Source organism: Kitasatospora sp. NPDC087861 (genome assembly GCF_044742585.1).
GTDB lineage: Bacteria > Actinomycetota > Actinomycetes > Streptomycetales > Streptomycetaceae > Kitasatospora.
This window is the reverse complement of sequence record NZ_JBIUUS010000007.1, coordinates 187,447-199,628: the sequence shown is the minus strand read 5'-3', so window position 1 is coordinate 199,628 and position 12,182 is coordinate 187,447. Positions and strand designations below refer to the sequence as shown.

At 74.8% G+C, this 12,182-nt stretch carries 14 protein-coding genes and 1 pseudogene; 4 read left to right on the top strand and 11 right to left on the bottom strand.

Annotated elements, in window-relative coordinates:
• The first annotated feature begins 458 nt into the window (after positions 1-458).
• The 4 genes and pseudogenes from ACIOJE_RS13405 (at position 459) to ACIOJE_RS13390 (ending at position 1,849) form a co-directional block, all read left to right on the top strand.
• Positions 459-782, top strand: a complete 324-nt coding sequence (locus tag ACIOJE_RS13405; protein ID WP_400776040.1) for a Scr1 family TA system antitoxin-like transcriptional regulator — start codon at positions 459-461, stop codon at positions 780-782.
• Positions 779-991, top strand: a complete 213-nt coding sequence (locus ACIOJE_RS13400) for a DUF397 domain-containing protein (protein ID WP_280677605.1) — start codon at positions 779-781, stop codon at positions 989-991. The genes ACIOJE_RS13405 and ACIOJE_RS13400 overlap by 4 nt, the downstream gene beginning before the upstream one ends.
• Positions 992-1,181: 190 nt before the next feature.
• Positions 1,182-1,418: pseudogene (locus ACIOJE_RS13395) on the top strand (hypothetical protein); the annotation flags it as partial.
• Between the two features lie 89 nt (positions 1,419-1,507).
• Positions 1,508-1,849, top strand: a complete 342-nt coding sequence (locus tag ACIOJE_RS13390; protein ID WP_400776037.1) for a transposase — start codon at positions 1,508-1,510, stop codon at positions 1,847-1,849.
• 21 nt (positions 1,850-1,870) lie between these two features.
• On the opposite strand, the gene ACIOJE_RS13385 is transcribed toward ACIOJE_RS13390, so the two are convergent.
• From ACIOJE_RS13385 to lxmA, 11 genes are all read right to left on the bottom strand, one after another.
• Positions 1,871-2,611, bottom strand: coding sequence for an ABC transporter permease (locus ACIOJE_RS13385; protein ID WP_400775873.1), 741 nt, complete (start codon positions 2,609-2,611; stop codon positions 1,871-1,873).
• Positions 2,604-3,365 carry an ABC transporter ATP-binding protein gene (locus ACIOJE_RS13380; RefSeq protein ID WP_280677599.1) on the bottom strand — a complete coding sequence of 254 codons (762 nt, stop codon included), beginning with the start codon at positions 3,363-3,365 and terminating at the stop codon, positions 2,604-2,606. The genes ACIOJE_RS13385 and ACIOJE_RS13380 overlap by 8 nt, the downstream gene beginning before the upstream one ends.
• Before the next feature lie 59 nt (positions 3,366-3,424).
• Complete coding sequence (gene lxmJ / locus ACIOJE_RS13375; RefSeq protein ID WP_400775869.1) at positions 3,425-4,477, bottom strand: F420-dependent peptide dehydroalanine reductase LxmJ; 1,053 nt, start codon at positions 4,475-4,477, stop codon at positions 3,425-3,427.
• The gene (locus ACIOJE_RS13370; protein ID WP_400775866.1) at positions 4,474-5,811 is read right to left on the bottom strand and encodes a M16 family metallopeptidase; all 1,338 of its coding nucleotides are present in this window, start codon (positions 5,809-5,811) and stop codon (positions 4,474-4,476) included. The genes lxmJ and ACIOJE_RS13370 overlap by 4 nt, the downstream gene beginning before the upstream one ends.
• Positions 5,812-5,817: 6 nt before the next feature.
• Positions 5,818-7,101: a M16 family metallopeptidase gene (locus ACIOJE_RS13365; RefSeq protein ID WP_400775863.1), complete on the bottom strand. Its 1,284-nt coding sequence runs from the start codon at positions 7,099-7,101 to the stop codon at positions 5,818-5,820.
• Positions 7,098-7,904, bottom strand: a complete 807-nt coding sequence (locus ACIOJE_RS13360; protein ID WP_400775860.1) for a class I SAM-dependent methyltransferase — start codon at positions 7,902-7,904, stop codon at positions 7,098-7,100. Before ACIOJE_RS13360 ends, ACIOJE_RS13365 begins: the two co-directional genes overlap by 4 nt.
• A 1-nt stretch (position 7,905) precedes the next feature.
• On the bottom strand, positions 7,906-8,907 hold the full coding sequence (locus ACIOJE_RS13355) for a T3SS effector HopA1 family protein (protein WP_400775858.1): 1,002 nt from the start codon (positions 8,905-8,907) through the stop codon (positions 7,906-7,908).
• Positions 8,904-10,088, bottom strand: a complete 1,185-nt coding sequence (lxmK, locus tag ACIOJE_RS13350; RefSeq protein ID WP_400775855.1) for a class V lanthionine synthetase subunit LxmK — start codon at positions 10,086-10,088, stop codon at positions 8,904-8,906. Before lxmK ends, ACIOJE_RS13355 begins: the two co-directional genes overlap by 4 nt.
• Positions 10,075-11,019 carry a hypothetical protein gene (locus ACIOJE_RS13345; protein ID WP_280677586.1) on the bottom strand — a complete coding sequence of 315 codons (945 nt, stop codon included), beginning with the start codon at positions 11,017-11,019 and terminating at the stop codon, positions 10,075-10,077. Before ACIOJE_RS13345 ends, lxmK begins: the two co-directional genes overlap by 14 nt.
• On the bottom strand, positions 11,016-11,639 hold the full coding sequence (gene lxmD, locus ACIOJE_RS13340) for a peptide terminal cysteine decarboxylase LxmD (RefSeq protein ID WP_400775852.1): 624 nt from the start codon (positions 11,637-11,639) through the stop codon (positions 11,016-11,018). The genes ACIOJE_RS13345 and lxmD overlap by 4 nt, the downstream gene beginning before the upstream one ends.
• A 100-nt stretch (positions 11,640-11,739) precedes the next feature.
• On the bottom strand, positions 11,740-11,955 hold the full coding sequence (gene lxmA / locus ACIOJE_RS13335; RefSeq protein WP_280677582.1) for a lexapeptide family class V lantibiotic: 216 nt from the start codon (positions 11,953-11,955) through the stop codon (positions 11,740-11,742).
• Positions 11,956-12,182 lie beyond the last annotated feature (227 nt).

Here is a 12,182-nt window from a genome sequence, read left to right as displayed (position 1 = left end):
CTCCCGGGGGCGCGTCTCACCGGCAGGCGCCCGACGGCCAACCAGACAGGTCAACGAGTTCCCAAACACGCCCTGGCCGCCGTCATGTTGCCCCAGGACTTCGCGGCCGTCCTGTGTGAGGCCGTCGAGTGCGGGGAAGCCCTCGCCACCCGGCGACCCCGGGACCAGGGGGGCGGCGGGGCCGCGTGGTCATCTCATCCTCTCGGTCCGTGGCGTGTGGCGCCGAGGTGCGTGGAAGTGGACGGGGCGCCGATCGATGTCGTGGACGGCTGGCGTCCCTTGGGCCCGACCGCTCCCGGGTGCTACTCGCAGGCCTGGCGAGTAGCGCCCGGTTGATCTGGCTCGGCCGACCGCGTTGCGCAGGAAGTCGACGGGGTCGATTTCCTGTGCGCGGAACGGGTTTTCAGGTGTGGGTGGTGTGGGTGGCTTGGGTGCGGCAGTGGGTGAGGGCGTGTTTGATGCGGGTTGGCGGTGGCGGGACTGTCATGTCCCAACAGTTAGCGCATGTGGAGAAGTTGGCCCAACGGCCCAACTACGTGGTCCAAGTTGCCCCCTTTGGCCTGGGAGCGCTTCGCCCGTTCATGCGGTCCATGTCGCTTCTCGATCTCGGCGACGGTACCTCACTCGGGTACACCGAGACGCATCAGCGTGGATACCTGGAGAACGACCGGGCAACCGTGTCCGCCTGGGCAAGGGAATACGATTTGCTCCAGGTGGAAGCGCTGTCGCAGGCGGCATCGCTCACAATGATCAGCAAGGCGCGAAGGGACTCTTCAGCATGAGCGAGAACGTTGACCTGGCGGGTGCTTCCTGGAGTAAGAGCAGTTACAGCGGCAACGGTGGACAGTGTGTTGAGGTGGCCTCCGACTTTCCGGGCCTGATGCCCATCCGTGACTCCAAAGACCCCCAGGGCCCGGCTCTGGTCTTCTCGGCCGAGGGCTGGGAGTCGTTCGTTGCCGCTGTCCGAAGTGGCGAGTTCGGCGAAGTCTGAACCGAAGCCGGAAGCGAAGGCCTCCGCCCGGGGCTGCTTCCAGGGAGTGACGCAACACGTGGTCGGTTGTCCGGTTGCGAGGAGGTCGGCCAGACGCTCGGCTGGGGCTTCCCGGCCGAGCGTTTTGCGTGGGCGGCGGTGAGCTGGTCGGTGACAGTGCCGGGTGCTCGGGGATGTGGCCGTGAGCTTGATGTCGCCCACCCCGTGGCAGACAAGGTGCTGCCCACCCCGTCGGGCCCGCTCTACCGGGGCTGGCAGCGGCAGTTCGAGGTGTTGCCGGATGGCGCTCAACGCGTGGTCTGAAGGAGGAACCGGCATGGCGATCGAGGCGGAGCTCAAGGCAGTCGTACGCGACCCCGAACATGTCCTCACGCAGTTGGAGGAGCAGTACGGCGCCGGCCGCGCCGAGGTCTACCGCGACACCTACTACGACGCACCGGACGGCAGCCTGATGGACGCCGACCGCGAGCTCAGGATCCGCACTACAGCCCGCAGTTCCAGCCGGTCCTCGAACGCATCCGCGTCCCCCGCACCGGTCCGGGACGGCCACGAACCAAACCGGCCAAGGTTCGCGCCGACAAAGCCTACGGCTCTGGCGCGAACCGCTCCTACCTGCGCAGACGCAGGATTGGATGCACCATCCCGGAGAAGGCCGACCAGGTCCGCAACCGCAAGAAGCTCGGCTCGCGAGGCGGCCGGCCGCCGGCCTTCGACAAGGAGGACTACAAGGAACGCCACGCGGTGGAGTGCGGCATCAACCGGCTGAAACGACACCGCGCAGTAGCCACGAGGTACGACAAGTTGGCTGTGCGCTACGAGGCGACAGTGCTGGTCGCAGCCATCAACGAGTGGCTTTGACCAGCGCTTTCGCAACAGACCCTAGACGTCCTGACGCAGGAACAGCGTCCGTCCGGCCAGCGCGACCAGCACGCACCAGAGCGCGAGGAGCAGCCCGCCCAGCGGCACGGACAGCGCCTCCGGGAAGGTCAGCCGATCCCCGAGCAGGGCGTACTGCGCCCCTTCGGGAAGGAAGCGGCCGAACCCGGGGAGCTGTCCGAGCACCAGGAGCTGGCCGACCGTCCCCCAGACCAACAGGCCGACAACGGCGGCCAGTTGGTGGCGCACCACCCATCCGATCGCGGCGCCCCAGAGGCCGCCGAGGCCGCAGACCGCCACGGCGGCACCCGCGATCCCCCAGCTGCGGGCGTCGAGCGCCAGGTCGCTGCCCCGGGCCGCGAGCGCGAGAGCACCGACCGTCGCGGCCTCGGCCACCGCGAGCAGCCCGAACAGCAGACCGGCGACGGTGGCCGCGCCGAGTTTCGCGGCGACCACGACGGAACGCCCGGGCGCGTGCAGGACGGTGCGGCCGATCGCCCCGGAGCGGAACTCGCCGGTGACGACCAGCGCGCCGAAGAGCGAGGCGAACAGCGCGCAGGAACCGGCCATGATCAGCACGCGGTGGCTCGTCGCGGCCGCCACGCCCGGGTCGGCGAGTCCCGACTCCCCGTAGACGGCGCCGAGTTGACCCAGAGCGGCGAGCAGCAGCGCGGTCAGCAGCAGGGCGGGCAGCGCCCCGCCGGAGCGGGCCTTGAGGAGTTCGGCCGAGAACTGGTCACGCACGGGACGCCTCCGTCCAAGGGCTGCCGACCGAGGTCGCGCAGGTGTCGATCAGCTGGAAGTAGGCGGCCTCGAGACTGCCGCCGCCCTGCCGGACGAGGTCGGCGAGCGGGCCGTGGAAGAGGACGGAGCGGCGCAGCACGACGACGTCGTCCACGCTCTGCTGGACCTCGGCGAGCAGGTGGCTGGCGATCAGGACGGTGCGGCCCTCGGCGGCCAGGTGCTCCACGAGGTGGCGCGTCCAGCGGATGCCCTCGGGGTCGAGGCCGTTCAACGGCTCGTCCAGGATGACGAGTTCGGGATCGGGCAGCAGGGCGGTGGCGAGCGCGAGGCGCTGGCGCATACCGGTGGAGCAGGACTTGTAGCGGGTGCGGGCGGACCGCCCGGCCAGGCCCACCTGCTCCAGGGCCCGGTCCACGCGGTCCGCGGGCAGGGCGAGCGCCCGGGCGGCGACCTCCAGGTGCCGGCGGACCGTCGGGCGCGGCGCGAAGCCGACCGCGTCCATGGCGACGCCGATCCGGTGTGCGGCGTCGGGCAGGGCGCCGGGGGCGGCGCCGAGCACCCGGACGGTGCCCCGGTCGGGCCGGGCGAGGCCGAGCAGGATGCGCAGCAGGGTGCTCTTGCCCGCGCCGTTGGGGCCGAGCAGGCCGGTGACCCGGCCGGGGCGGAGGGTGAAGCTGACGTCCTCCAGCGCCTGGTGGGCGCCGAAGTGCTTGCTGACGCCCGCGAAGGCGACGGCGTGGTCGTTGCCGGTCAAGTGGCCTCTCCCTGAGAGTGGTTCAAGTACGGTGCGCGCGTCGCATCCTGCGCTCGCTCTCAGCCAAGCAGCCGGGCGGACGCGACGGGCGCCGATACGGGGGCAGCATGCTGTCCCCGGTCGGCAGCTTGCTGCGGGCGGGCGGCGCGGCAGGCGGCGATGATCCGCTCGATCTCCTCGGCGGCGGCGTGAACGCCCTCGGTGAGCAGGACGGCGGCCGGGTTGAGCACCACTTCGTCCACCCCGGCACGGCGGTACTCCCCCAGCCCCTCGGCGATCTCCTCCGGGGTCCCGGTCAGGACGACCCCCGAGTCGAGCAGGGCGCGCGCGGTCGCCTCCGGGTCGTGCGGGTCCACGGGGACGCCGGCCCGGCGCAACATGTCGGCGTAGTGCGGGGCGGCCAGGTGCTCGCGGGTGGCCGCGAGGGCGAGCGCGCGGGGGTCGCGGCCCGGCGCGGTGGGGATCACGTGCACGGCGGTGGCGATGCGCGGCGGGGCCGGGCGTTCCCGCGCTCCTTCTGCCAGGGCGGGAGCGAGGGTGTCGGCGAGGTAGCCGGGCGGGGTCATCCAGGTGATCGCCACGTCGGCGACCTCACCGGCCGTCCGGGCCATGCCGGGGCGGAGCACACCCGCACCCACCTCCACCCGGGCGTACGGCAGTTGGGCGAGGGAGCCGTTCAGCCGGTGGTACGGGCCGTCCTGGGCGACGGTCCCGCCGTCGAGGAGGGTGCGGACGGAGGCGAGGTAGTCGCGGACGGCGCGGCGCGGGCTGGCGTACGGCTGCCCGGTGAGCCCGGCGACGAAGCCGGGGCTGCCGATGCCGAATCCGGCGACGACGGGTGCGTCGGTGAGCAGCGCGAGGGAACGGGCCTGCACGGCGGCCTCGTACGGGTGGCGCAGCGGCAGCAGGGTGACGGCGGTGCCGACCGGGACGGCGTGGCCCCGGCCGGCGAGGTAGGCGAGGGTCTGGTGCGGTTCGGCGCGGAAGGACTGGCAGAGCCAGAGCCGGCGGGCGCCGCTGCGCTGTGCGGCGGCGGCGAACGGGGCGACCAGCTCGGGGTGGTCCGGCTGGAGGGGGTAGAGGACGGCGGGGGCGGCCGGATCGGGGGTCATGCTGCGGGCTCCGTCTCGTCGTGATGGGCGGGTGCGCCGGGTTCGAGGGTGGCGACCGCCATCCGGTCCGGATCCAGGAACGTCGAAGCTGCGTCGATGACTTGACGATGCGTCACCGACTCCAGAACGTCACGGTAACGGTCGAGCCAGTCCAGGGGCAGCCCGGCGGCGAGGAAGCCGGACAGGGCGGTGGCCTCTTCGGCGCGGGTGGCGAGGGCGAACCGGGTGAAGCCGAGGGCGTAGCGGCGGGCCCGTTCGGTCTCGGCGGCGGTGGGGCCGTGCTCCGCGAGTTCGCGCAGGCAGCCAACGGTCTCCTCGGCGAGGAGGGAGGCCATGCCGGGGGCCCCGGCGGCCTCAGTCTCCAGCCAGCAGCCAGCCCGGTTCTCGCGGAGGGTGGCGGAGACGGCGTACGCCAGCCCGTGCCGGTCGCGCAGCCGCTCGGCGAGCCGGCTCGACGCGTGCCCGCCCAGCACCAACTGCGCGAGGTGGAGCGGGGCGTGGCCGCGTTCGGCCGGTCCGGCGGTGAGCAACGAGGCCTGTGCGGGCCCGTCTCCCGAAGCGGCGGCGAGGGCCGTACGGCCCGGGGCGGGCGTGTCGCGGGCGAAGGGCGGCAGGAACAGGCCGGACGGCCCGCCGCGCCACGCCCCGAGGGCTTCCTCGGCCCGGGCGACGACCGCCGCCGGGTCGACCTCGCCGGTGACCAGCAGCACCGACCCGGCGGGCACCACCGCCCGCCGGTGCAGGGCGTGCAGCTCGGCGACCTGCGGCACCGGCCCGGCGGGCGCCGTCGCGAGGCCAGGGCCTAGCAGCGGATGGTCGCCGAAGGCGCGGGCGAGCAGGGTGGCGCGCAGCCGGGCCCGGCCCGCCGGCCGGGCGCCCGCGCCGGGGTGCCGGGCGTGGGCGAGGGCGATCTCGCGGTCGGTGTGATGCGGCCGCAGCAGCAGGTCGGCGAGCAGGTCGAGGGCCCCGGGCAGCCCGGCGGCGAGCACGCCCATGCCGACGACCAGGGACTCGGCCGTCACCACGGTGCTCAGCTCGGCACCCAGGTCGGCAGCGCGGTCGGCGATGTCCTGCCGGGTGAGGATCCGTCCGGCGGCGGTGCGCGCGCCGGTGCCCAGGCAGGCCGCGAGCGCCCGCTGGGAGGAGGCGAGCGCGGGCTCGGTCCGGGCGAAGGGGATCACCAGGCGCAGTTCGGCTAGGGGCGCGTCCGGGGTGTGCAGCGCCACCAGGCGGAGCCCGCTGGGCAGAACGGTGTCCAGGCAGGCGCGGCCCGTGGCAGCTGCGCAGGCGGGCGTGTGAGCGGGCGTGTGAGCGGGTGCGCGGTGCGGGGTCATGGTCTCTCATCCGTCCAGGACGGTCAGGGAACGGGGCCCGGCGAGCAGCGCCCGGGCGGCTGCGGCGACGCCGTCCGGGGTGGTCCGCCGGAGCGCGTCGGGGAGCGCGGCCGGTCCGCCGCTGCCGGGCAGGAACAGGTCGTGGTGCCCGTGGGTGACGGCACGGGCGGTCAGCGAGTCCTCGCCCCGGTGCCAGGCGAGCAGCAACGCGTTGACGGCGCGGCGCAGTTCGGCCGCCTCGGGCGGGCGGCGGGCGAGGTCGCGCAGCACGTCCGTCCAGGCCTCGGCGGCCTCCTCGGCGCGGACGCCGGGGGCGCGGCCGAGGACGGCGAGCACCGGTTCGGGGGCGTTCGCGCCGAGCCACTGCCCGTACAGGCCGCAGGTGACCCGGGCGGTGGTGAGCCGGGGATCGCGGCGGACGAGGGCGGGCAGGCGGCCACGGCCGACCAGTTCGGCGAGCACCACCTGGGCGAGGTGGCCCGGCAGGTCCCGGGCGGGGGCGGGCAGCAGGTGCCCCACGGCGACGGCGTCGGCGGCCCAGGGCAGCGCAGCGGTGACGGCCTCGGCGGCCCAGGGCAGCGCAGCGGTGACGGTCTCCGGCGCCCGGGCTGGCGGGCCCCCGTCCATCGTGGCGCTCGGGCCCGGCGGGAGGCCGCCGAAGGCCTCCCGGATCCGCTCCAGCGCCCGCTGCGGCTCCACCTCCCCGACCACCGACAGCGCCATCGCGCCGGGCCGGTAGTGCCGCCGCACGAACGCCTCCACCTCCGCGGGGGTGGTCTCGGCCAGCTCTCCCGCCGTGCCGTAGCTGTCCCGACTGCCGGGCCGCAGCGCGCCGAGGACGGTCTGCCAGAGCCGCCCGGACGCCGCGCCGCCCCGGATCTCCTCGGCGATGACCTCGGTCTCGGTGCGCAGCACCGCCTCCTCGGGCGCGAACTCCTCTAGCCGACGGGCCTCCCAGCCCAGCAGATCGTCCAGCATCCCGGCCGGCGCCACGGTGTGGAACACGGTGCGGTCGCGGTGGGTCTCCGCGTTGCAGACGCCGCCCGCACCCGCGACCCGGGCGGCGTGCCCGTCGCCACCGTCCGCTCCCCCGCCCCGGGGGAACATCAGGTGCTCGACCAGGTGCGCCGTCCCGTGCCGCCCGGCCGGGTCCTCGTCGCTGCCCGCGGCCACCGTCAGGGCCACCGCGACGAGCCCGCGCCCGTGCCCGGGCCTCGGCTCGACCGACACCCGCAGCCCGTTGTCCAGTTGCTCCCGGTTCAGCAGGGGGCGGTGAAGCAGGGGGCTCATGTCAGCGGCCGGAAGACCGACACGCACATCTTCCGGCCGTCGCCACCGTCGAACGGCTGCTCCCGCCAACCGGAATGACGGGCAGTCAGCTCCAATCGGGCGATGCCGCCCAGCAGGTCCAGCTCGGAGGGCCAGAGGTAACGCAGCACGGTGGTAGCGCAGTTGGGCGCCGCGCCATCGAGGAAGAGGGTGTTCTGCACCAGCATGTTCTGCGAGGCGGGCAGCACGGAGATCGACTCGATCATCGCACTCCGCTCGCCGACCGGGTGGGTGGTGACGGCGTTGCCCCTCTGCACGTGGTGGTCGCTCGGGTCGAAGGTCTCGGTCACGACGTGGCCGCCCGGGGCGGTGTGCCGGGCCAGCGCGTGCATCAGGGCGATCTGCTCGTCGACGGCGGTGGCGCAGCACAGCACGTTGAACGGCGCGAGCACGACGTCGAAGGTGCGGCCGAGATCGAGGCCGACGAGGTCGCCGAGGTACGGGGTGACCCTGCCCTCCGGGTCCTTCTCGGCCAGCCGGGCGAGCATCGCCGGGGAGGTCTCGACGCCGTGCACGTCGAAACCCTGGTCGGCCAGGCGCAGCGCCACCCGGCCCGTGCCGACGCCGAGTTCGAGGACGCTGGCGCCCGGGCGGGCGAGGGTGAGCAGGAAGGTCCCGATGTCGTCCAGGTCGGGGGTGCTGGGGTAGACCTCGTCGTACACCCCGGCGAGGGCCTCGCTGTAGGCGGTGTTCAGCGCGGTGCCGAACCCCCCGGCCTGCCCGGGCGTGGCCTCGACGGCCGGGTCTGCTGCGGTGTCGGTCATCTCAGTTCTCCTCCGGGTCGGCGGTGGTGTTGTGGGCGGGGCGCAGCGGGTCGATGCCCGCCTGACGGAAGGCGCGGGCGACCTGCTCGGGGAGGCTTCCGGTGCCGATCTCCGAGGCGTGGTCGATCAGGGCGGTGGCGAGGGCGAGGCAGCGGTGCTGGCCGAAGCTGAGGTCGCGCCGGCCTGGGCGGGGGTCGGCCGGGTCCCAGGCGGCGGCGAGGCCGGGGGCCAGTTCGTCGGTGAACAGCGAGACCTCGGCGCCGCGCCCGGGCAGGTCCCGTACGGCGCGGGTGACGGCCCGTTCGGCCGCCCCGTCGTCGCCGTGCAGGTAGACCACCAGCGCGTCGCGGCGCGGGAAGTCCTCCGGGTCGGAGAGCACCTTGGCGTGGTAGCCGGCGTCGACCGCCTCCAGGGCGCCGAGCACGGCGGCCCAGTGCGCGGCCGCCGCGTCCGGGCCGGTGAGGTGCAGGAAGAGGCGGCGGACGGGGCCGGACGGGCGGGGCAGCGGCCGCGAGCCCATGACGTAGAAGAAGCCCGGGGACAGGGCGGGCCGGGCCGCCTCGACGGCGAGGCGCACCAGGTCGCCGGGGCCGGGGTCGGACGGGCCGAGGAGCCGGTCGACGGGGATGCGGGCGGTGATCTCGGGCAGCCGCACGACCAGGTGCCCGCCATCGGGCCGGATCTCGACCAGCCGGCCCTCGGCGGGGGCCCACCGGTGCGGGACGCCGTCCGCGTACCGCTGCTCCAGGGCGGGGTCGCGAGTGTCGCGGCGCGGTGCCGCCCCGGACGCGTCCGGCGTACGGGCGTTGCCCGCGTGGAGCTCCCGGTAGAGCGCGTTGGTGAGGCGGCCGCGCAGGTCGCGCGGGCTCTCGGCGGTGAGTTCGCGGCCCGCGACCACGGCCTGCCGACCGTCCGCCCGGACGGTGACGCGGTTCAGCGCCTCGGCCAGACGGGGGGCGAGCGGCGCGGGGGCGAGCAGTCGTGTGCCGGTCGGGGTGGTCATCGGGTGCTCCCGGTCGGGGGGTGGAGCCTCAGTGTGGTGACGGCCCCGGTCGGGGGGTGGAGCCTCAGCGTGGTGACGGCCCCGGTCGGGCGGGTGAGCAGGGTGCGGCCGATGCCGGCGGCCGCGCGGGCCACCGGGCTGAGGGTGGCGTGGGCCTGGGCGGTGGCGATCAGCCGGTCGAAGAGGTGCCAGCCGGCGAAGCCAACGGCCCGCTCGGCGAACCCGGGGTCGGGGGTGCGGCGCTCCAGGTAGCCCTGCCAGAACGCCTCGACGCGCGGCAGATGGCGGCGCAGGCCCTCACCGCCGCGCCGCAGCACCTCCTGGTGGCTGAGGTCGAACCCGGCCGGCTCCTGCGACCCCTCCCCGCCACCGGTGGGGGCGAAGACGGCGCAGGTGGCGTGGAAGAGCCACTCCCCGACGAACGCGCCCACGTCCCGGGCCGGGTCGGCGAGCCGGAACTCCTCCCAGTCGCACAGGTACAACTGCCCTTCGGCCAGCACGAACTGGTCGAACCGCAGGTCGCAGTGGGCCGGGGTGCGGGGTGCGGCGCGTTCCCGCTCGCGCAGCCCGCGCAGCGCCGCGACCACCTCCGGGTCGTCCTGGACGAGCTTCCATGCGGCGATCTGCCCCATGCTGCGGTCCCGCAGGGCGCTCCACGGGAACGCCTCCAGCCAGTCGAGCGGCGGCAGCGGCGGCTCGCCCTCGTCCAAGCCGGCGCCGCGCGGGTCGAGCCCGTGCAGGGTGGCGACGGCCCGGCCCGCCGTGCGGCAGAGGTCCTCGTCGAAGTCCCCATCCAGGGCGGCTTCGGCGCCGGAGCGGGCGCCGGGCAGCAGCCGGTAGGCGCTCACCGCGCCCGGACGGTGGCTACCCAGGTGCTCGGGGACGCGCAGGTCGGAGCCGGGCGGGAGGCGGAGGGCGAGCGTCTCGAAGGACAGCGCGCGGTCGAGTTCGCCGCTGGTGCCGTCCGGCGCGCGGGCCACCGTCTTGAGGAAGACCCGCGCTCCGGTGCTGGTCCGGCCGGCCCAGTTGTCGTTGCGGCCGCCGTAACCGGCCAGGTCCTCCGGCTCCAGGCGGCCGAGCCCCAGTTCGTCGAGGAGTTCCTGCACGGCCGGGGCGGCCGCCGGGTCCGTCGGCCGGTAGCGCAGCAGGGCCGCTCCTCCGGCCGGGTCAGGCGGGGTCATGGTGGTGGTCTCCGGGGCTCGGGGGCAGCGCGGGCCGCCCTTCCTGGTCGATCAGGTCGGCGATGAAGGCGAGGTAGTCGAGGAGTTCGTCGTGCCAGCCCTGGTGGCGGGCGAAGTCCTGCACGTGGACGGCGATCCGCACCACGGCGCAGCGACCGGTGAGCACCGGGTCGGGCCCGGGGCCGTACGCGTCGAGGAACACCCGGCCCAGGGCGGCGGGGCCGTACGGGGCCGGTGCGGTGCCCAACGACGGGAGCCGCCAGCCGAGTTCGGCCAGTTCGCCGAGGATCCAGCCGAGGTCCAGCTCCGGGCGGCCGGTGCCGAGGTCCGGGCCGGTGAGCAGGGCGGTCCGTCCGGAGTGCAGCGGTGGCACCAGGGAGCCCAGGGACGCCCAGCCGTGGACGGGCCCCGCCGGGTCACCGGCCCCGGCCGCCTGCTCCGCCCAGCCGAGCAGCCGGTCGGTGCGGCCCCGGCCCCACGATCTCCCTGCCCGGCGCCGCGATTCGTCGTCCGAGTCGGCCCATGCGCGCAGCCGCAGCAGCCCGGGCAGGGGCCCGGAGCGCTCCGGCGCGGGCGGTCCGGACCGGTGCAGGGCCCGCAGCCCGCGCGCCGCCGAGGCCAGCGAACCGGCCACCAGCAGCCGGGCCGCCGGGCGGAAGTCGCGCAGCCAGGCGGCGGCGGAGGCGGGGCCCGGCGCCTCGTAGAGCAGCCCGTCGCCGGCCTGCCGGGGCAGGGCGAACCGGGCGGCGTCCGGGGCGTCCGGCAGCCGGAGGTCGGGCAGGTGTCGGGGACCGGGCCGCTGCCACCACCAGTACGCCCCGTCCGCGGCCCGGAGCACGCTGGTGCTCTGCAGGCCGGTGGCGTACTCGGCGACCGGTTCGAGTCCGTCCAGGTCCGCGGGAAACGCGGCCTCCACGGGTACGGACGTCATGCCGCCGTCCCCTCCCCGCGCCGGTCGGCGCAGAGTGCGAGCAGGTCGGTGAGCGGCGCGGCGCCGCCGTCCGCCACCTCGCCGGTGGCCGCGCTGGCCGCCGGGACGGTGGGCGCCACCACGACCCCGGGCCGGGCGCGCAGCGTGCGCAGGTGCTCCTGGACCATCGGGTTGCGTTCGGCGGCCGGCGGCAGCGCCGGGGCCACCCCCACCAGGGCGTCGGTGGCGTGCAGGGCGAGCAGCAACGGGGTGTCGGCGAGGCCGAGGGCGTACCGGCCGACGAAGTGCTGGGTGGCCGGGTGGACCAGCACGAGGTCCGGCCAGCGGGCGAGTTCGACGTGCGGCGCCACCGGGCCGGCTTCCCAACCGAACCGCCGGACGCCGCTCGCTTCACCGCCCCATTCGTCGACGAACACCTCGCGCCCGCTGAGCGCGGACACCGCCTGCACCGAGACGAACCGGCACGCGGACCGGGTGAGCACCACCCTCAGCTCCACCTGCGGCAGGGCGTTCCTGAACCAGTTGATCCAGAACGGCAGGAATGCCACGCCGAGCGCCCCGGTGCCCGCCAGCAGAACCCGCCGGAACCCGGGGTCCGGCACGCCCAGTTGATCATCCATTCCCGTTTCTCCTCCGCCTTTCCCGCCCGGCCGTACGAACCGGGGCGGGCCGGCGCCCGGCCACGGCGCCGTCCCGCCCCGATCAGGGTTCAATGCGTGATCAGCACTTGCTCTCGATGGTCCGCGCGGCGAGCGAGCCGAGCGCGGCGGCGCACTGCTGCGAGGACTTGGCGCTGATGATGGTGGCGCGAATCGCCCACGGGATGGTGGGCGTGAACGCCGGACCGGTCTCGTTGCCGTCCGCCAGACCCAGCTCCTCGGCTGAGGTGTAGGCGGTGTAGCCGTCGAACAGGTCCAGCTCGGTGGTGTTCTGCATGAGGATCTCCTCCGTTGGAATGCGGACTTCCGGAATACGGACTTCCGTTACCGGGCCGATCGGCCGGCACCCGGTTCTCCCGGATCGGCCGGCGGCCCGTTGTCCCTGGGGACGACCACATCCTGACCCGCCGGTTTTCCCGGCCACTACTGGCAATTGCGGTATCGCCGCTCCCGCCAATTCCGCTTCCGTCATGACCGCCTCGGCAATTCCGGCGGCGGCATTGC

Bases quoted from the DNA above. Each gene is read 5' to 3' on its own strand.
- ACIOJE_RS13405 (WP_400776040.1), top strand. From the start codon at position 459: ATGCGGGTTGGCGGTGGCGGGACTGTCATGTCCCAACAGTTAGCGCAT.
- ACIOJE_RS13400 (WP_280677605.1), top strand. From the start codon at position 779: ATGAGCGAGAACGTTGACCTGGCGGGTGCTTCCTGGAGTAAGAGCAGT.
- lxmJ (WP_400775869.1), bottom strand. From the start codon at position 4,477: ATGACCCCCGATCCGGCCGCCCCCGCCGTCCTCTACCCCCTCCAGCCG.
- ACIOJE_RS13370 (WP_400775866.1), bottom strand. From the start codon at position 5,811: ATGACCCCGCACCGCGCACCCGCTCACACGCCCGCTCACACGCCCGCC.
- ACIOJE_RS13365 (WP_400775863.1), bottom strand. From the start codon at position 7,101: ATGAGCCCCCTGCTTCACCGCCCCCTGCTGAACCGGGAGCAACTGGAC.
- ACIOJE_RS13360 (WP_400775860.1), bottom strand. From the start codon at position 7,904: ATGACCGACACCGCAGCAGACCCGGCCGTCGAGGCCACGCCCGGGCAG.
- ACIOJE_RS13355 (WP_400775858.1), bottom strand. From the start codon at position 8,907: ATGACCACCCCGACCGGCACACGACTGCTCGCCCCCGCGCCGCTCGCC.
- lxmK (WP_400775855.1), bottom strand. From the start codon at position 10,088: ATGACCCCGCCTGACCCGGCCGGAGGAGCGGCCCTGCTGCGCTACCGG.
- ACIOJE_RS13345 (WP_280677586.1), bottom strand. From the start codon at position 11,019: ATGACGTCCGTACCCGTGGAGGCCGCGTTTCCCGCGGACCTGGACGGA.
- lxmD (WP_400775852.1), bottom strand. From the start codon at position 11,639: ATGGATGATCAACTGGGCGTGCCGGACCCCGGGTTCCGGCGGGTTCTG.
- lxmA (WP_280677582.1), bottom strand. From the start codon at position 11,955: ATGCAGAACACCACCGAGCTGGACCTGTTCGACGGCTACACCGCCTAC.